Source organism: Haemophilus parainfluenzae, assembly GCF_003252725.1.
Classification (GTDB): domain Bacteria; phylum Pseudomonadota; class Gammaproteobacteria; order Enterobacterales; family Pasteurellaceae; genus Haemophilus_D; species Haemophilus_D parainfluenzae_L.
On record NZ_QEPO01000001.1, the window covers coordinates 246,463 to 265,224 of the forward strand.

At 38.9% G+C, this 18,762-nt stretch carries 15 protein-coding genes, 1 tRNA gene and 1 other annotated feature; of the genes, 8 read left to right on the top strand and 8 right to left on the bottom strand.

Translation table 11 applies throughout. The annotated features are described in order from the left end of the window. Positions 1-37 precede the first annotated feature (37 nt). Entirely contained in the window at positions 38-988 is a 951-nt protein-coding gene (locus DPV85_RS01255) for a sigma 54-interacting transcriptional regulator (RefSeq protein ID WP_049372947.1), read from the top strand. On the opposite strand, the gene hflX is transcribed toward DPV85_RS01255, so the two are convergent. The 3 genes from hflX to rluC form a co-directional block, all read right to left on the bottom strand. After that, entirely contained in the window at positions 978-2,333 is a 1,356-nt protein-coding gene (gene hflX, locus DPV85_RS01260; protein WP_111326554.1) for a ribosome rescue GTPase HflX, read from the bottom strand. The genes DPV85_RS01255 and hflX overlap by 11 nt on opposite strands. Positions 2,334-2,342: 9 nt before the next feature. Beyond that, complete coding sequence (gene hfq, locus DPV85_RS01265) at positions 2,343-2,627, bottom strand: RNA chaperone Hfq (RefSeq protein WP_111326556.1); 285 nt, start codon at positions 2,625-2,627, stop codon at positions 2,343-2,345. A gap of 86 nt (positions 2,628-2,713) precedes the next feature. Then, positions 2,714-3,694: a 23S rRNA pseudouridine(955/2504/2580) synthase RluC gene (gene rluC / locus DPV85_RS01270; RefSeq protein WP_111326558.1), complete on the bottom strand. Its 981-nt coding sequence runs from the start codon at positions 3,692-3,694 to the stop codon at positions 2,714-2,716. Positions 3,695-4,120: 426 nt separating this feature from the next. On the opposite strand from rluC, the gene rne reads away from it, so the two are divergent. Together rne and DPV85_RS01280 are read left to right on the top strand one after the other, a co-directional pair. Beyond that, the gene (rne, locus tag DPV85_RS01275; RefSeq protein ID WP_111326560.1) at positions 4,121-6,934 is read left to right on the top strand and encodes a ribonuclease E; all 2,814 of its coding nucleotides are present in this window, start codon (positions 4,121-4,123) and stop codon (positions 6,932-6,934) included. 155 nt (positions 6,935-7,089) lie between these two features. Further along, a tRNA-Ser gene (locus DPV85_RS01280) sits at positions 7,090-7,179 on the top strand. Between the two features lie 67 nt (positions 7,180-7,246). Here the strand turns inward: DPV85_RS01280 and priC are convergent. Together priC and DPV85_RS01290 are read right to left on the bottom strand one after the other, a co-directional pair. Beyond that, positions 7,247-7,828 carry a primosomal replication protein PriC gene (priC, locus tag DPV85_RS01285; RefSeq protein WP_111326562.1) on the bottom strand — a complete coding sequence of 194 codons (582 nt, stop codon included), beginning with the start codon at positions 7,826-7,828 and terminating at the stop codon, positions 7,247-7,249. 38 nt (positions 7,829-7,866) lie between these two features. Further along, on the bottom strand, positions 7,867-9,219 hold the full coding sequence (locus DPV85_RS01290; RefSeq protein ID WP_111326564.1) for a Na+/H+ antiporter family protein: 1,353 nt from the start codon (positions 9,217-9,219) through the stop codon (positions 7,867-7,869). A gap of 104 nt (positions 9,220-9,323) precedes the next feature. Continuing rightward, positions 9,324-9,451: a sequence feature (His leader region), on the bottom strand. A 175-nt stretch (positions 9,452-9,626) separates the two neighbouring features. Between DPV85_RS01290 and DPV85_RS01295 the strand changes: the two genes are divergently transcribed. Then, positions 9,627-9,941, top strand: coding sequence for an excalibur calcium-binding domain-containing protein (locus tag DPV85_RS01295; RefSeq protein WP_431830605.1), 315 nt, complete (start codon positions 9,627-9,629; stop codon positions 9,939-9,941). A 16-nt stretch (positions 9,942-9,957) separates the two neighbouring features. On the opposite strand, the gene rnt is transcribed toward DPV85_RS01295, so the two are convergent. Together rnt and gloA are read right to left on the bottom strand one after the other, a co-directional pair. Beyond that, positions 9,958-10,647, bottom strand: coding sequence for a ribonuclease T (rnt, locus tag DPV85_RS01300; RefSeq protein WP_111326566.1), 690 nt, complete (start codon positions 10,645-10,647; stop codon positions 9,958-9,960). Between the two features lie 74 nt (positions 10,648-10,721). Continuing rightward, positions 10,722-11,129 carry a lactoylglutathione lyase gene (gene gloA, locus DPV85_RS01305; RefSeq protein ID WP_049356445.1) on the bottom strand — a complete coding sequence of 136 codons (408 nt, stop codon included), beginning with the start codon at positions 11,127-11,129 and terminating at the stop codon, positions 10,722-10,724. 234 nt (positions 11,130-11,363) lie between these two features. On the opposite strand from gloA, the gene pgtP reads away from it, so the two are divergent. Together pgtP and DPV85_RS01315 are read left to right on the top strand one after the other, a co-directional pair. Beyond that, a complete protein-coding gene (gene pgtP / locus DPV85_RS01310; protein ID WP_005634143.1) occupies positions 11,364-12,692 on the top strand; it encodes a phosphoglycerate transporter protein PgtP in 1,329 nt (442 codons plus the stop codon). A gap of 124 nt (positions 12,693-12,816) precedes the next feature. Beyond that, a complete protein-coding gene (locus DPV85_RS01315; protein WP_111326568.1) occupies positions 12,817-15,483 on the top strand; it encodes a GDYXXLXY domain-containing protein in 2,667 nt (888 codons plus the stop codon). A 67-nt stretch (positions 15,484-15,550) separates the two neighbouring features. Here DPV85_RS01315 and cmoA read toward each other — a convergent pair whose 3' ends face one another. Then, on the bottom strand, positions 15,551-16,276 hold the full coding sequence (gene cmoA, locus DPV85_RS01320) for a carboxy-S-adenosyl-L-methionine synthase CmoA (protein ID WP_111326570.1): 726 nt from the start codon (positions 16,274-16,276) through the stop codon (positions 15,551-15,553). Between the two features lie 184 nt (positions 16,277-16,460). Between cmoA and aspS the strand changes: the two genes are divergently transcribed. Both aspS and DPV85_RS01330 read left to right on the top strand, forming a co-directional pair. Next, positions 16,461-18,227, top strand: a complete 1,767-nt coding sequence (aspS, locus tag DPV85_RS01325) for an aspartate--tRNA ligase (protein ID WP_111326572.1) — start codon at positions 16,461-16,463, stop codon at positions 18,225-18,227. Between the two features lie 80 nt (positions 18,228-18,307). Then, the gene (locus DPV85_RS01330) at positions 18,308-18,688 is read left to right on the top strand and encodes a hypothetical protein (protein WP_111326574.1); all 381 of its coding nucleotides are present in this window, start codon (positions 18,308-18,310) and stop codon (positions 18,686-18,688) included. Positions 18,689-18,762: the final 74 nt, after the last annotated feature.

An 18,762-nucleotide genomic window follows, 5' to 3' on the forward strand; every position in this document is an offset into this window, starting at 1 on the left:
TTATATCGGCATCATTCAATAAAATTGAGCTTATTTTATGCTGACATTTAATCCACAAGATCCTTTCTCTTGCTTTGTCACTCAAAGCCTCTCCATGAAAAGTGCGGTCGAAAATGCACAACGTTTTGCGATGTTTGATGTACCACTTTTAATTCAAGGTGAAACGGGCACAGGTAAAGACTTATTAGCAAAAGCTTGCCATTTTGCGAGCTTGCGCCGTGAGAAAAAATTCATTGCAGTAAACTGTGCAGGTTTGCCGGATGAAGATGCGGAAAGCGAAATGTTTGGGCGTAAAGTGGGTGACAGTGAAACCATCGGTTTTTTTGAATATGCTAACGAAGGCACGGTGTTGCTGGACGGTATTGCTGAGCTTTCATTAAGTTTACAGGCAAAATTATTACGTTTTTTAACCGATGGTTCTTTCCGTCGAGTAGGTGAAGAAAAAGAACATCATGCAAATGTTCGTGTGATTTGTACTTCACAAGAACCGATGGAAAAACTGTTAGAACAAGGGAAATTACGCAGTGATTTATTCCATCGTTTAAATGTTTTAGCACTAAATGTGCCGCCATTGCGTGAGCGAGTGGAGGACATTCAGCCTTTAACCGAAGGTTTTTTACAAGAAATCAGCACACAGCTTAAGATTTCAATGCCGCAATATGAGGCTAATTTTTTAAATTATTTAAAAAGTCAGCCTTGGCAAGGTAATGTGCGAGAACTATACAATGTCTTGTATCGTGCCTGTTCCTTAGCAAAAAATAACCAGCTTGATATTGAAAGTTTAAATTTAAAACCTATACAAAGTGCGGTCATTTCTGTGGATGATTTTGGTGAGCAAACCCTGGATGAGATCATGGGGCAATATGAGGCGAGTGTACTCCGCGCTTTTTATGCACAATATCCAAGTACGCGAAAATTGGCACAACGATTAGGCGTATCACATACGGCGATTGCCAATAAATTAAAACAATACGGTATTAGTAAATAATTTCTGACAGGTTAGGGAATTGTTTACAAAGTTTGAGCCATTCGACTTTATCAATTTGTACATTGAGGATAAATTCACCTTCATCTGAAATTTGCTCGTGACGAATGCTATCTAATTGATAGAGCGCATGGCGGATTTTGCCCTCTTGTGGGAGCAGCGTGAGGGTGAAAGAAAGTATCTCATTTTTCAACCGCACTTTAATGGCTTCAAGCAGTAGATCTAATCCTTTACCTGAATGTGCGGAAAGGTAAACGGCAACGGGCTTATTCTCGTCATCATATTCAATATGAGGCGCCACATTTTCCAATAAATCAATTTTGTTATACACCAATAATGCAGGCACTTTATCAGCCTTAATTTCTTCCAACACTAAATTCACAGCTTCAATATTTTCGATTTTTCGAGCATCTGCCGCATCGATGACGTGCAATAACAAACTGGCTTCGACCGTTTCTTGCAAGGTAGATTTAAAAGCGGAAACTAAATCATGGGGAAGTTGGCGAACGAAACCCACGGTATCGGCGAGAATTGCCGTACCAATATCTTGAATTTGTAAACGTCTTAATGTGGGATCGAGGGTAGCAAAAAGCTGATCCGCCGCATAGACATTGGCTTGCGTGATGAAATTGAATAGTGTTGATTTCCCCGCATTGGTATAACCCACTAAAGAAATGGTCGGAATATCCGCTTTTTGTCGGGTTTGGCGATTTTGATTGCGTTGTTTTTCGACTTTGGCCAAACGATTTTGCAACTGTGCAATACGAACCTTGATTAAACGGCGATCTGTTTCTAATTGCGTTTCACCAGGACCTCGCAATCCAACCGCACCTTTTTGCTGATCTAAGCCGGTTTTTCGACGGACTAATCGAGTGGATAAATGCTTAAGTTGAGCTAATTCAACTTGCAATTTCCCTTCGTGCGAGCGGGCTCGTTGGGCAAAGATATCTAAAATCACCCCCGTGCGATCCACTACTCGGCATTGGCAGATGCTTTCTAAATTACGGGTTTGTGCAGGGGTTAATTGATGATTCACCAAAACAACATCGGCATCTAAGGCTTTTACTGCATCCGCAATTTCTTGTGCTTTTCCTTCACCGATAAAATATTTTGCTTGTGGTGTCGCTCGGCTCGTGGTGATGATTTGTAAAATCTCAACATTGGCAGATTCTGCTAAAAGTTGGAATTCTTGTAAATCTTCAATGTTTTTATTTTGAGAAAAGAAAACATGCACGACGACAGCTTTATCTTTTGCTGATTGGCTATTGTCGCCTGTTTTAGATGACGAAAGTGCGGTTGAAATTTCAGGTGAATTTTCAACCGCACTTAAATTGATGAAATCATTCATTGAACAGAATTATTCTGCTTGTGTTTCTACTTCCGCTACAGCGTCAGATGTTTGTGCTGTATGATGACCGCCGTTATTATTGTGGTGAGAAACAGAACGTGCTGGAACCACAGTTGAAATAGCGTGTTTGTACACCATTTGATTAACAGTGTTTTTTAATAAAATCACGAATTGGTCGAATGATTCGATTTGACCCTGTAATTTAATCCCATTAACGAGATAAATCGAAACAGGAATACGTTCACGGCGTAACGCATTCAAATAAGGATCTTGTAATGATTGTCCTTTTGCCATTTTGCTATCCTTTGTTGTTATATGTTAATTAATGATAGAAACGAGTTGTCTCCGTCATCAAATATAACAATAAACATTTTTCTTGTCTATGGGTTTATCTCTTTGCTTTCATGCAGTTTTTTCAGAATTGCTTTCATTTTTTCGTCTAGTTGCGCATTGAGGCGTAATGTTTCACCCGTTTTAGGGTGCTCAAAGCGAATAGAAAACGCATGTAAAAACAAGCGATTAAGCCCGATATCCTGCATATATTTATCGAATTCTTTATCACCGTATTTATCATCTAATGCAATCGGGTGGCCTGCATATTGAGTATGAACTCGGATCTGATGGGTTCGACCTGTTACGGGTGAAGCTTTTACTAAGGTCGCATTTTGATAGCGTTCTTCAATGCTAAATCTAGTTTCCGAAGGTTTACCTTGTTCACTGACTTTAACGATGCGTTCGCCACTGGCCAGTTCATTTTTTAATAAAGGGGCTTGCACGACTTTTACATGAGATTGCCATTGGCCGCGTACGAGTGCGAGATAATCTTTTTGCACGGTTTTAACACGAAGTTGTTCGTGTAAGTTGCGTAAGGCAGAACGTTTTTTGGCGACTAATAAAATGCCCGATGTATCTCTGTCTAAACGATGAACCAATTCTAAAAAACGAGCCTCTGGGCGTAATGCACGCAAGGCTTCAATCACGCCAAAATTCAAACCACTCCCGCCATGAACCGCAATGCCGGAAGGTTTGTTCAATACTAATAAACAATCATCTTCAAAAATAATATGGCTTTCAAGGGAGGCGACTTTGTTCAAGTTTTTAGAAATTGGGGCAGTATTTTTTTCAGAAACACGAACCGGTGGTACACGCACCACATCACCATTTTGCAATTTATATTCAGGTTTGATTCGCCCTTTGTTCACACGTACTTCGCCTTTACGCAGAATGCGATAAATCAAACTTTTTGGCACACCTTTTAATTTTGCCAATAAATAATTATCAATGCGTTGTCCTGCTTCATCCTCAGAAATCGTGAGCATTTTGACGGATTGATTGATAATTTTTTCTTGTTTTTCAGTCATTGAATCTGTCCTTTAAAAATTGGGCTGAATCATATCACAATATCCCTGGTGATAATAGCAAGAATGCCTTGCTAATTTAGCCCTGAATGTGGATAATAGAGCGTCTTTCTACGCCTAAAATTTGGCATTTAGAAAGCGATTTTGTATGTTGGTCAAAACTCAATGCGGCGAATGGCATAAGACATTGATAATCAACATATTTTTCTTGAAGGTTAACGCTTCCTTGCAATGCGTAATTAACACACCGCATTGTTTTACGAAAATTGTCTTAGATAACAATTGAGTATGCTATCAATGCACCCAGCAACACACAGTCGTGAGATTGACTGTTCGCGAGAAACACGAGGTCGATGGCTAAGGTCAGTAAATCTATAAAGTGCGGTTAATTTTCAAGGTATTTTAGATAATTCAAACGAGAAATTGACAATGAAAAGAATGTTAATCAATGCGACTCAAAAAGAAGAGTTGCGCGTTGCGTTGGTCGATGGCCAGCGTTTATTCGACTTGGATATTGAAAGTCCGGGTCATGAACAGAAAAAAGCGAATATTTACAAAGGAAAAATCACTCGTGTAGAGCCGAGTTTAGAAGCAGCCTTTGTGGATTATGGTGCAGAGCGCCATGGCTTCCTTCCTTTAAAAGAAATTGCCCGCGAATATTTCCCTGCTGATTATGTGTTCCAAGGTCGTCCAAATATCCGTGATATTTTGACTGAAGGCCAAGAAGTGATCGTTCAGGTAAACAAAGAAGAACGCGGCAATAAAGGCGCAGCCTTAACCACTTTTGTTTCCCTTGCCGGTAGTTATTTGGTGATTATGCCAAACAATCCGCGTGCAGGTGGTATCTCTCGCCGTATTGAAGGCGATGAACGTATCGAATTAAAAGAAGCATTGAGTTCTTTAGATGTACCAGAAGGCGTTGGCCTTATCGTGCGTACAGCGGGTGTGGGTAAATCACCAGAAGAATTACAATGGGACTTGAAAGTACTATTACATCATTGGGAAGCGATTAAACAAGCTTCACAAAGCCGTCCGGCGCCGTTCTTAATTCACCAAGAAAGTGATGTGATCGTTCGTGCGATCCGTGATTACTTGCGTCGTGATATCGGTGAGATCTTAATTGATAGCCCGAAAGTATTTGAAAAAGCGAAAGCGCACATCAAACTTGTACGTCCAGATTTCATCAATCGTGTGAAATTGTATCAAGGTGAAGTGCCGTTATTTAGTCACTATCAAATTGAGTCACAAATTGAATCCGCCTTCCAACGTGAAGTGCGTTTACCTTCTGGTGGTTCGATTGTCATTGATGTGACAGAAGCGTTAACGGCGATCGATATCAACTCGGCGCGTTCAACGCGTGGTGGTGACATTGAAGAAACCGCATTAAATACGAATCTTGAAGCCGCAGATGAAATTGCTCGTCAATTACGTTTACGTGACTTAGGTGGGTTAGTGGTCATCGATTTCATTGATATGACACCAGTTCGTCACCAACGTGAAGTAGAAAACCGTATCCGTGATGCCGTGCGTCAAGACCGTGCGCGTATTCAAATTAGCCGTATTTCTCGCTTCGGCTTGTTGGAAATGTCACGTCAGCGTTTAAGTCCATCATTAGGTGAGTCTTCTCACCATGTTTGCCCACGCTGTCAAGGTACAGGTAAAGTGCGTGATAACGAAAGCTTATCACTTTCAATCTTACGTTTAATCGAAGAAGAAGCGTTAAAAGAAAATACCAAACAAGTACACACTATCGTGCCTGTACAAATTGCGTCTTACTTACTTAACGAAAAACGTAAAGCAGTAAGCAGCATCGAAAAACGCCATGATGTAGAGATTATTGTAGTACCAAATGAAGCGATGGAAACCCCGCACTTCAGTGTGTTCCGCGTACGTGAAGGTGAAGAACTTAATGAATTAAGCTACAACTTAGCAAAATTCCATGAAACACAAGAAGATGCTTTCGTACCTGAAGAGTCTCTTGTTTCTCGCAATATCGAAACTGCAGCAGTGACCTCTGAGCAAGTAATGGAAAGTGCAGCAGTATCTCTATCGATTCCAACGGCTGCACCAGCACCAGTTGAGCGTAAATCAGAAGAACCGTCATTGTTTGCAAAAATTGTTGCCGCAATTAAAGGTTTATTTGCTTCTGAACCAAAAGAAGAAGAGAAAAACCAAAACAACCGCAACAATCGTAACAACAACCGTAATAATCGTCGTAATCAAGATCGTCGTAATAATCGTCGTTCTCGCAATAACGAAAATAACGATAATGCGAAAAATACAGATGAAGAAAATGCGCGTCCAACTCGCGAGCGTGTGAATAATCGTCGCAATCGCCGTAACGCGAATGAAGAAGTGACATCTGAAAGTGCGGTTAATTTCGCTAATGTTTCTGATGATAATCGTCAAGAAGAAAAAGCAGAAAAACCAGTAGCAGAGCGTCGTCAACGTCGTGATTTACGTAAACGTGTTCGTATTGATGACAATCCAAATGATGTAACTGAAAATGTTACTGAAGCAGTTGAAGTGCCAGCTGTTGAGACTGTTCAAAATCAAGTGGTTGAAAACAATGTTGCTGATAATGCTGAAGATAAACCACGTCAAGAACGTCAGCGTCGTACTCCACGTCATTTACGTACATCGAATAATCAACGCCGTCGTCGTAATGAAGTGAAGTCACCAATGCCATTATTTGCAGCAGTTGCTTCACCTGAATTAGCAAGCGGTAAAGTTTGTGTCGATTATTCTGTTGTGAATGCAGCGAAAGAAAGCAATTTCTTATCTGTGGATGAATTGCTTGAGCAAGAAAAAACGAAAAAAGGTGTGATCACGCCTGCAACAGGTATTGTTGTGGAAGAGAAATCAGTTGAAGCACAACCAGCGTTAGATTTCATTACTCAACCGGCAAATGAAGCGGTTCAACAGAAAGTGCAAGAATCATTAGAACGCTTGCATCATAAATCAGAACCTGTTGCTCAAGTTGCAACGACAGAAGTTGAACCACAAGAGAAAACAGAGTTTGTTCGTTCTTATGTGTTCACTGGTTGTCCAGGTACCATTTCAGCGGTACAACACACTAAAGCAGCGATGACATTAGCTAAAGCACCAGATGAAGAGTCCAAACCATTCCCAATTGTAGAATGGACGGAGTCTCGCTATTACTTTAACGGTAAAGGCGCCGCAGGCCATCATAGTGCAATTAGTCATATTTATTCTGAAGCGACACAAGCAAAAGCAGAGTAATATCTCAATAATAAAAGCGGAGCCAGTAGGTTCCGTTTTTTATTTTGTGTATTTTTAAAACATAGTGATTTAAAAGTAGTCAGTCAGATAATTTTTTTATTTTCTTGCTTGACGGGGTGGGGGAAAAAACGTATTATTCACCTCGCTTAAATCACGGAGGAATGGTCGAGTGGTTGAAGGCACCGGTCTTGAAAACCGGCGAGGGTTTACGCCCTCCGTGAGTTCGAATCTCACTTCCTCCGCCATCAAATTCAAAAAATCCCTAAGTCGAAAGATTTAGGGATTTTTGCTTTTCAGTCTATTAAAAATATCTTATTTTTTGACCGCACTTTCTTGGGCCTCTTTAAAGGCAAGGTATTCTTCTAAGGTCTCAATCGCTTCTAAACATTTTTGACGGCGCGTTAAATAAATTGCGGCTGTTTGCTTATGTATATCTCGTTGAATATCTATTTGTGCCGTATTAGCTTGTGCTTTGGCTTCTTCGTATTTTTCCGTGAGTTGCTGCAAGGCTTCATAATACTTTTCTAGACGCTCTCTAGGAGGGAGACGATGAATGCTATGTTGTGATTTACTACTTGCAACTTGTGGCTCTGCTATTTTCGGTTGAATGGACTTTTTATGCTTGCGATTCATGGCTTCAGTCAAGACGGTACATTGCCCTAAAAGATGTTCTGCCATAAATACAATTTGCTCTTCATTTTGATGGGGGATATTAGATAGCTTAGTTAAGCTCTGCTGGATTTCTTTGAGATAAAAACCGACGGTTTCAAAATCTTCGGTAAATAAAGTGCGGTTAAATTTCGCGTTGATTTTTTTATCAGAGTCAGTTTGATAGGCTTGAGTCAGTTGCTGTACTTTTTGCTCGAGCGTATTGAGTAATGATTGAATAGACATAAAAAATCCCCGCATAATGTATGCAGGGATTATAACGATTAAAGGGTCATGGCTGCAATCCAACCGAACGCTAATAATGGGATATTGTAGTGAATAAAGGTTGGCACAACAGAATCCCAAATGTGGTCGTGTTTACCATCTATATTTAAACCGGATGTCGGCCCAAGTGTTGAGTCAGAAGCCGGTGAACCCGCATCTCCTAATGCTGCTGCTACACCTACGATAGCGACTGTCGCAAGTGGTGAGAAGCCAAAAGAGAGACAAAGTGGTACATAAATTGAGGTAATAATTGGTACAGTTGAGAAAGAAGAACCAATACCCATGGTAATCAATAACCCAACGAGTAACATTAAGAATGCCGCAACGCCTTTACTTTGAATCGCACCGGTTGAAAGTGCATCAACTAATTCTTTCACACCACTTGTGGTATTAATCACATTAGCGAAACCAGAAGCTGCAATCATAACAAAGCCGATCATCGCCATTAAACGTAAGCCTTGTTGGAAAATATCATTACTTTCTTTGAGTTTGAAGATACCGAATACACCGAAAATGATTAAACCAACTAAACCACCAATAATTGTAGAGCTTGTGAAAAGCTGTGTAGCAAAAGTGGCGACAATTGCGACCGCACTTGCGGTAATTTGGATAGGTTTAATGTTTGCAATGTGTTGTTCAATTTCAGTTGTAGTTGGTTCAGTCGCTGTCACAACATATTCGCGTGGTTTGCGATAGGTAACAAATACAGCAGTGAGTAAACCAAGAATCATACCTGAAACAGGGATAAGCATAGCAAGAGAAACTTCACCTACACTGGTTTGTAAGCCGAGTGATGCACCAGCAAGATTGATATTTTTAACTAAAACGCTTTCAATAAAGATTTTCCCGAAACCAACCGGTAAGATCATATAGGTTGCTGTTAAACCGAAGGTAATAATACAAGCCACTGAACGACGGTCGATTTTTAAACGGTTAAAAATAGAAAGTAGCGGTGGCACAACAATCGGGATAAACGCAATGTGCACTGGGAGTAAGTTTTGGGATGAAATGGCGAATAAAAGTAAAATACTAAGTAGCGTATATTTAAACCAAGCTAAATTTTTGCCGGTTGGTGTTTTATTCATTCGGGTAATGATTTTATAGGCAAGCAAATCAGTGATGCCAGATTTTGAAATCGCAATGGCAAATGCGCCTAACATGGCGTAGTTCATCGCTACTTCAGCACCACCACCTAAACCACCTGTAAAGGCTTCAATGGTTTTTCCTAAACCTAAGTCACCACATAAGCCTGCAGTCAGAGCGGAAATCACCAGTGCGATAACCACGTTTACGCGCAGCAAGCTTAACGCCAGTAGCACGACAATTGAAATAACAACGGGATTCGATAACATATTGTTGTTCCTTATTGATTAATTAAAAGAAAAAGGTCGTATAAAAGAAAATTGATTTAAGGTTAAATGTCGCATAGTAATAAACTCCTGTAAATTAATAACAAAACAAAAACCCCTCGAAAGTTGCCTTCCGAGGGGTAAGATTTTTTTGATCTTTATCTTGTCAGCTCGGAAGAAATCTTCCAAGCACACCAACAGCCTGAAAGATTATTCAGTTGAATGGCGATGATGGTGACGAAGGATAAAGTTCATTGGAAACTCTCTTATTTAGATAACTAAATTGAATTACTTTTTAAAATACGGTAAAGCGAAAACGATTGCAAGTTTTTTTTCTAAAAAATTTTAAAAATTAAAGTGCGGTCTGGTTTTTTGTTGTTTTATTGATAACTTTAACTTGAGGAATTACAATGAAAACAATGCTTTCTAGGTTTTTTAAGCATTGTCTTTGGCAAGGATATTTTAGATTTATAACAACAGCAATAACTATGGGGCTTAGGGATAAAATGTCATTTATAAAAATTGGATTAATTATACTATGTAGTTTTCTGAGTATGGCAACTTTTGCAAGGGTACAATGCAGTAATTTTGCTACACAAGAAGAAGCTCAACGTTATTATGAGAGAAATGGAGCAACTTGGCTCGATAGAGATCGTGATGGTGAGGCTTGTGAGTGTTTACCTGGCGGCAGTAAATATGGCTCGAGTAAATGCCGAAAATATTAATATGAATGACCGCACTTTAAAGTGCGGTCTGATTTTCATCTGTTTTTTTCGTTTCATCTGTTTGAGCAATATGCGGGAATCCCCCGAGATCTTTTAGATGATTCACCATATAGCAAAATAATTCTGCGGTACGTTCAGTATCATATAGCGCAGAGTGTGCTTGTTTGCCATCAAAAGGAATTTTTGCCGCTTGGCACGCTTTGACGAGCACCGTTTGCCCAAACATAAAACCAGCAAGCGTTGCAGTATCAAACATCCCAAAAGGGTGGAATGGATTGCGTTTTACACCCGTACGTTCAGCTGCCGCCATCACGAAGCTTTGGTCAAAAGCCGCATTATGTGCCACGATGATAGAACGCTGACATTCTGCATCTTTTTGTCCACGACGCACCATTTGGAACAATCCCGTGATCGCATCTAATTCAGATACGGCACCACGCAATGGATTGTGAATATCAATCCCATTAAATTTGAGTGATTCCGGATTAATATTCGCGCCCTCAAATGGCTCAATATGAAAATGGCATTTTTGATCAGGTTGTAAATTGCCATTCTCATCCATTTTTAAGGTGATTGCTGCAAGCTCTAAAAGCGCATCTTTTTTTGCATCAAATCCCGCTGTTTCCACATCAATAATGACAGGAAAGTAGCCACGAAAACGATTTTTTAATTGGTGGTGATAAGGAGTTTCTTGAGAATTGGACATATTGTATCCTTTAAAATAAATAACGCAGGTAACCCTGCGTTATAAAAGAGCGAAAAAATCAACCGCACTTTTAATTAATTGCCTAGACCAGATTTTGAGCTTTTATTTTCGATAAATTCAATTTTATAGCCATCTGGATCTTCAACGAAAGCAATAACGGTTGTACCACCTTTAACAGGGCCTGGTTCGCGAGTCACTTTACCACCACTTGCACGAACTGCTTCACAAATAGCATAAATATCATCAACGCCGATAGCAATATGTCCATACGCAGTGCCCTGTTCATATTTATCTACGCCCCAGTTGTATGTTAATTCAATTTCTGCAGCGCTTTCGCCATCTTCGTAACCTAAAAATGCAAGCGTGTATTTATATTCTGGGTTTTCACTCGTACGCAATAAACGCATACCTAAAACATCTTGATAAAACTTAATAGAGCGGTCTAAATCACCTACTCGAAGCATTGTGTGTAAAATTTGCATCTTGTTTTCCTCTTTTCTATTTGGGTGTTGGGGGATTATAGCATAGAAATTTTTAAATAGACTTAGAACGTAATTTGTTCCAGAAATTGGTGCTGTTGAATGATGTAAATGAACTAATCATTTGTAGTGATCGGAGCTCTGTTTTGTATTCGGTTTTGGTAATCTGTTTTTTGTTGTAATGGTCTAGCTATTGCAACAATATGACAAGTTATAAATTATTATAGGAGAACAAAGATGTTTTCATTCTTAAAAGCATCTCCTCCAGCACCAAGAATTGAAAGTTCTAGAACAGATGCCGAGTATAAAAAATTACGTTGGCAGGTGTTTGCTGGAGTATTTATCGGGTATGCGGCTTATTATCTTATCCGCAAAAACTTTTCTTTAGCCATTCCTTATCTTATTGATGAATATGGCTTTACTAAAGCTGATTTAGGTACAGTAGGGGTAGCCTTGTCACTGGCTTACGGTTTTAGTAAGTTCATTATGGGAAACATCTCTGATCGTAGTAATCCTAAATATTTTATTACCATTGGTTTATTAGGTTCTGCATTAGTGAGCTTAATTTTCGGTTTAGTACCTGGTGTACTTTCTTCTATTCCATTGATGATTGTGTTAGCCGCATTAAATGGGTGGTTCCAAGGAATGGGATATCCACCAGGTGCAAAAACAATGACCAACTGGTTCTCAGTTTCTGAGCGTGGTGTGTGGTGGAGTTGGTGGAACGTATCACATAACTTAGGTGGTGGTTTAATCGGTCCATTAGCGCTTCTCGGTTTATCGATTTTCGGCGTATGGCAATCTTTATTCTATTTACCAGCCTTAATTGCCATTGTATTAGCATTCATCATGTTCTATTTAATGCGCGATACACCTGAGTCTCAAGGGTTACCGCCAGTAGATGAATGGAAAGGTGAAAAAATCGTAGAGAAAGTTGAATCAGCTCACACGCTTTCGTCTAAAGATATTTTTATGAAATACATCATTAATAATAAGTTCTTATGGGCGATTGCACTTGCGAACGTATTTGTGTATTTCATTCGTTACGGCATTATTGACTGGGCACCAACGTATCTAAAAGAAGTGAAACATTTCTCTGTAGACAAACAAAGTTGGGCGTATTTCCTTTATGAATACGCAGGTATATTTGGTATGCTTGCTAGCGGTTATTTAAGTGATAAAGTATTTAAAGGTCACCGTGCACCACCGATGTTATTATTCCTAACCGGTGTATTAATCGCGATTATTGTTTATTGGAAAAACCCAGAAGGAAATCCACTCGTAGATAATATTTGTCTTGTTGCTATCGGTTTCTTAATTTATGGTCCAGTAATGATGATAGGGCTTCAAGCAGCTGATCTTGTGCCACGTGTTGCAACAGGTACAGCGACAGGTTTAACGGGGTTATTTGGGTACTTATTAGGTTCTGCGAGCGCAGGCTATGTGATGGGTAAACTGGTAGACTTATTTGGCTGGGATGGCGGTTTTTATGCCTTGATTGTTTCTTGCTTCTTAGGATTTGGTTTTATTGCTTTTACCTTACTCCATAAGCCGAATGCAGCGTAATAAATATTATTTGACCTAAATTAAAATGTGGCTAAATTGTATTATTTAGCCACATTTTTGTTATTTATTTACCTGACTATTATGCTAAGATAATACTAATCTCTTATAAAAAAGGAAAAAATGAATGAATACAACAGGCCTTTTTAATCTTTCTTGGCAACGTTATTTAAATTTACTGTTTTTATTATTAACTGTGGGATTTTTAACGAGTGGAGTAGTTACGTTAATTGCAGCTAATTTAGATTATTTTTCTGATTTAGCCAAAATTTATGGCTTACAAACATTGCTTGTAGTGACAGTAGTATTAGGTATTTATTGCTTTATTCGAGAGAGTCGTCGACAAGCCAAAGAAAAATTAAAGTGGAAGACATATAGCCTTTTTTTTGTTGTTTCTGTCTTGATTGGCGGTTTATTTGCCTTAGTCGGCCAAACCTATCAAACAGGGGCCGATGTATGGCAGTTATTTGCTGTTTGGACACTTTGTCAACTTCCATTTTTATTATTATTTCCGAATGTGGCCTCTGCATTATTATTTGCCGCCACCGCCAATGTTGCGTTTTATTTATTTAATGAACAAAACTCGCATAACTCAATGTGTTATGCCGTGCTGATTAATGCTGGATTGCTTGTGATATCGGAATTATTCAGTAAAGCTTTTCATGACCAACATTGGCGCATTTTACCCAAAGTATTTCTAGTACTGACTTTTGCCAGTTTATTCGGTTTAATAGTAATTTATGATGTGTACTTTTATGCTTATGCTTGGGGTGAGCTTGGTCGTTCACCACTCAGTTCTTTGCTAATTGCTATTCCTGCCTTAATCGCACTTTATGTATATCACAAATATCGCTTTGATTTTATTAATTTAATTATTTCAGTCATAGCCTTGCTTGGCGCTTATTGCTTTTTGGCATCTCTTTTGATTCGTGGTGTATTGGCATCTCTTTTGATTCGTGGTGTAGAAGAGGGGGTGGTTTTAGGATTGATTGGCTTTATTTTCACTGTCATGGCAATCAAGTGGTTAGTGAAACGCTATAAACAAGAATATCCAAATAATAAGAAATCCCATTGGGCGATTTCAATACTATGGATGATAGCTTTATTGATAGCTTTCGTGACTATAGGTGTTTGGTTATTTTTATTTTTAGGTTTAGATGCGTCTAGTGCATTCATTGTTGGTATTCTTTTATTTGGTATAGCTTGGTTGATTACTTTAAATAAAGATAAAAATGAATACACTATAATTTTAGCAGGTTTATTTTTTCTAATCGCAAACAGTTTTTTAGGATTCTATTTGCTTGTTAAATTTGATGATTTTTTTCTTTTATTAGGATATGAATTTAGCGAGGATTCAAATTTCGGTATTTTTATCTCCGCACTGATTTTTACAGTCATTATTATCGTTAGCTACAAATTGATGCCGAATTCTTTAGTGAGAATTCTTCTGGTTACCCAGCTTCTCGTTTTTTGGCAAATTTCCTATAATCTATATTTCCATAATTACAGCTTGAATAACACATGGTTTAATAACGCATGGTTTAATAAAATCCAGCTCCTGAGTTCGATTGTACTCTTTTATTGGGTCATGCGACCTAATCAATCAGAGCGAATTCATTTAAAGCCTATTGCCTGGGGAACAGTATTATTCTCTCTATGGATCTCTGTGCCGTCGTATATGGCGTTTCCTTGGGTAGATTATGGTCTTATCGATACAGATGTTTCAAGTGATGTCATGCCAGCAGACGCGATGAGTCTTGATAATGTGTTGCAAGTTTTAAGTGGGCAATTTTGGTCACACTTCCAGTTTGATGTTAGTCATATCTTATATTTACTTGTCTGTGCATTACCATTAATTGTCTATGCACTAATGAATAAGCATAGTGAATCCAAACACACAGAAGCAGTGTTAATTTTATTAGTATTAACCTTGTTTGCATTAGGCTTTATTGGGATACCCGTCATTCTATATTTAACAGCGTTATTATTGCTTGTTTATTGGACGGACAGCCGTGCGTTCTTCGGTCTTTTGGTATTTGCCTTTGTTGTTTATTTAGGTGGGTTCTATTACCAATTGAGCATCCCATTACTCTATAAAGGGGTATTGCTAGTAAGCTTTGCCGTTATTTTTGCGATTGTTACTTTATTCTTGTATGCACGTTATAAAGCGCCTTCACAAAGTGCGGTAGAAAACCATTCTGTTTTTAAAGCACCGATTTGGCTTGTTGGCGTCTTTGTGATTGCGTTATTGGGGGCGGTGAACTATAAAGTGCAGCAATTTGAAGATGTGCTGGCTACTGGTAAGCCTGTTGTCTTAAAAATCGCCCCTGTGGATCCTCGTTCATTGATGCAAGGCGATTATATGGTATTGAATTACGCTATTTTATCTGAGTTTCAGCAAAGTCAGGTTTTACCTGAATCAAATGAACCTCTTGAAAGTAATGAGCCTATTGAAACTGTTGAATCTAATGAAATCACTGAAACCACTGGTATAGATGAATCAAGTCCTTCGGAGAAAAAAGCTTATATCCTTGTTCATCTTGATAAAAATCATGTTGCGACATTTTGTGAGGAGCAATCAGAGATACCAACAGATTTTAAACATTGCACACCAAATGTTTATTTACCAATTCGTTATAAAGGTGGTTGGCTTCCTAGATTACCAAGCCAAGATTATTTCTTTGCAGAAGGGAAAGGTGAATATTATGCACAAGCAGAATATGCAGAGTATCGCTTTAAAGACGGTATTTTGTTGCTAGCTCGTTTATTGGATAAGGATTTAAAAGGGCTATAAAGCATTGGTGACAAATAAGGGCGTATTTGATACGCCCTTATTTTTTAGATTATTGATTGGGTTATGATTATTTCACTGCAATCATTGACCCAAAATTAAAACATTGGAACCATAATTCGACGTGTGAAAATCCGATGTTTTTTAACCGCTCTTTGTGGATATTAATCGAGTCAGTACGCATGACATTTTCAAGTGCGGTGCGTTTTTGGCTCACTTCAAGCTCACTGTAACCGTTAGCACGTTTGAATTGGTGGTGGAGGTCAATAAGCAACTCATTCACTTTTTCATCTTCAAAACGGAATTTTTCAGAGAGCACTAATACACCATTTGGGTTTAAACCTTGGTAGATTTTGGTGATCAAGGCTACACGATCTTCCGGTGGTAAAAATTGCAATGTGAAGTTGAGCACTACCATTGAGGCGTTCTTAATTTCAATTTGACGAATATCATCGCAAAGAATTTCTACGGGTACATCACTATGATAAGCCGCAACGTGCTGACGGCAGCGTTCCACCATTGGCAAAGAATTATCGACACCGATAATTTTCACATTCGGTTGTTTAATATTACGTCGCATAGAAAGAGCTGCCGCACCGCGTGAACAGCCCAAATCATAGACTTGGCTGTCTGCAGTCACAAAACGCTCAGCCAACATACCAATCGCCGTGATAATATTGGAATAGCCAGGAATCGAGCGTTGAATCATATCGGGAAAAACTTCCGCCACGCTTTCATCAAAAGTAAAATCGCCCAGTTTTTCGATCGGGGCTGCAAAAATTGTATCTTTCATCATGATTGAGTTCTGTTGTTGTATTGAGAGGGCATTTATTTAGATAAAATGCAAAAAACTGCGGTCATTTTAGTGAAAGTTTTTAAAGGATCAAATAAATTTCGCTTTTCAATTTAAAAGGCATGTCTTTTTCCGTATAATCAACGCGTTAATTATCCATTTTTAGAAAAATGAAAGGAATATAGAAATGATGCGTACACATTATTGCGGTGCATTAAACCGCAACCATATTGGACAAGAAGTAACATTAAGCGGTTGGGTTCACCGTCGTCGCGATTTAGGTGGTTTAATTTTTATTGATATGCGTGATCGCGATGGTGTCGTACAAGTTTGTTTTGACCCGAAATATCAAGAAGCCTTAACCGCAGCTTCAGGCTTACGTAATGAATTTTGTATTCAAATTAAAGGTGAAGTAATCGCGCGTCCTGATAATCAAGTTAATAAAAATATGGCGACAGGCGAAGTAGAAGTATTAGCGAAAGAATTATGCATCTACAACGCTTCTGACGTTTTACCATTAGACTTCAACCAAAATAACACCGAAGAACAACGTTTAAAATATCGTTATTTAGATTTACGTCGTCCAGAAATGGCACAACGTTTGAAAACCCGTGCAAAAATCACCAGCTTTGTGCGTCGTTTTATGGATGACAATGGTTTCCTTGATATTGAAACCCCAATGCTTACCAAAGCAACGCCAGAAGGTGCGCGTGACTATTTAGTGCCAAGTCGTGTACATAAAGGCAAATTCTATGCATTGCCGCAATCACCTCAGCTTTTCAAACAGCTTCTAATGATGTCTGGTTTTGATCGTTATTATCAAATCGTGAAATGTTTCCGTGATGAAGATTTACGTGCAGATCGTCAACCTGAGTTTACCCAAATCGATGTGGAAACGTCTTTCTTAACTGCGCCAGAAGTACGTGAGATCATGGAACGCATGGTACACGGTTTATGGCAAAACATCATTGGTGTGGATTTAGGTAAATTCCCACAAATGACCTGGCAAGAAGCGATGACTCGTTTTGGTTCAGATAAACCGGATTTGCGTAACCCGCTTGAATTAGTCGATGTGGCAGATATCGTTAAAGATGTTGAATTTAAAGTATTTAATGAGCCTGCAAACAATCCAAACGGCCGTGTGGCAGTCATTCGTGTACCAAGTGGTACAGAAATCACTCGTAAACAAATTGATGAATATACACAATTTGTTGGTATTTACGGTGCAAAAGGTTTGGCTTGGGCGAAAGTAAATGACATTAATGCTGGCCTTGAAGGCGTACAAAGCCCGATTGCGAAATTCTTAAATGAAGAGGTATGGAAAGCGTTAGCTGAACGTGTGAAAGCTCAAACTGGCGATATCTTATTCTTCGGTGCAGACAAATGGCAAACCACCACTGATGCAATGGGCGCGTTACGTTTGAAATTAGGTCGTGATCTTGGCTTAACTCGTTTAGACGAATGGCAACCACTTTGGGTGATTGATTTCCCAATGTTTGAACGTGATGAAGAGGGTAATCTTGCAGCAATGCACCACCCATTCACTTCACCAAAAGATTTTACGCCAGAACAATTAGAAGCGAATCCAACCGGTGCGGTAGCAAATGCTTACGATATGGTTATTAATGGCTACGAAGTAGGTGGTGGTTCAGTGCGTATTTTCGATCCGAAAATGCAGCAAACCGTGTTCCGTATTCTTGGTATTAACGAACAAGAACAACGCGAAAAATTCGGCTTCTTGTTAGATGCATTAAAATTCGGTACACCTCCACATGCAGGTTTAGCATTTGGTTTAGACCGTTTAACCATGCTTTTAACAGGCACTGAAAATATCCGTGATGTGATTGCATTCCCGAAAACAACAGCCGCAGCTTGTTTAATGACAGAGGCGCCAAGTTTTGCAAATCCACAGGCATTAGCTGAGCTGAGTATCGCAGTGACTAAAGCTGAGTAGTTTCTGTTTTTAAAATCGACCGTAGTTTTACGGTCGATTTTTTGGTTTATTAAGTTATAGGTGTTATTGCAAGGTATAAAATGGAACGCCCAATATCTGTAAGTGTGATTGCTTGGTTATACATACTGGGGGGAGCTAGTGGTTGCTTTTCCCTACTTTTTTCATTATTTGAAGAAACATTTAGTTTAAGTTTTGAACAGATTTTGAGACTATACCTAATAAATTTTGTTCTGGGTGTATTAATTTTTCTTACAGGTATTAAATTGCTTGAAGGGCAAAATAGTGGTCGGATCTTATTTATAATATCAGCTCTTTTATATATTGTGTGGAGCTGGATTAGCTACGGTCTTGACTCAACTTTATTTATTGGCTCAGTCGTTCGCTTAATTGTGTTTGGATTAATTCTCTATCGACCAAGTGTAAATAAATATTTTACTCAAACTTCAAAAGTGTCAGAGTAGAGGGGACTTGTTTCTCATGACTATTCTAGTTTTTAGTATCTAGTATGAGCTAATGCGATATAAGTGCGGTCAAA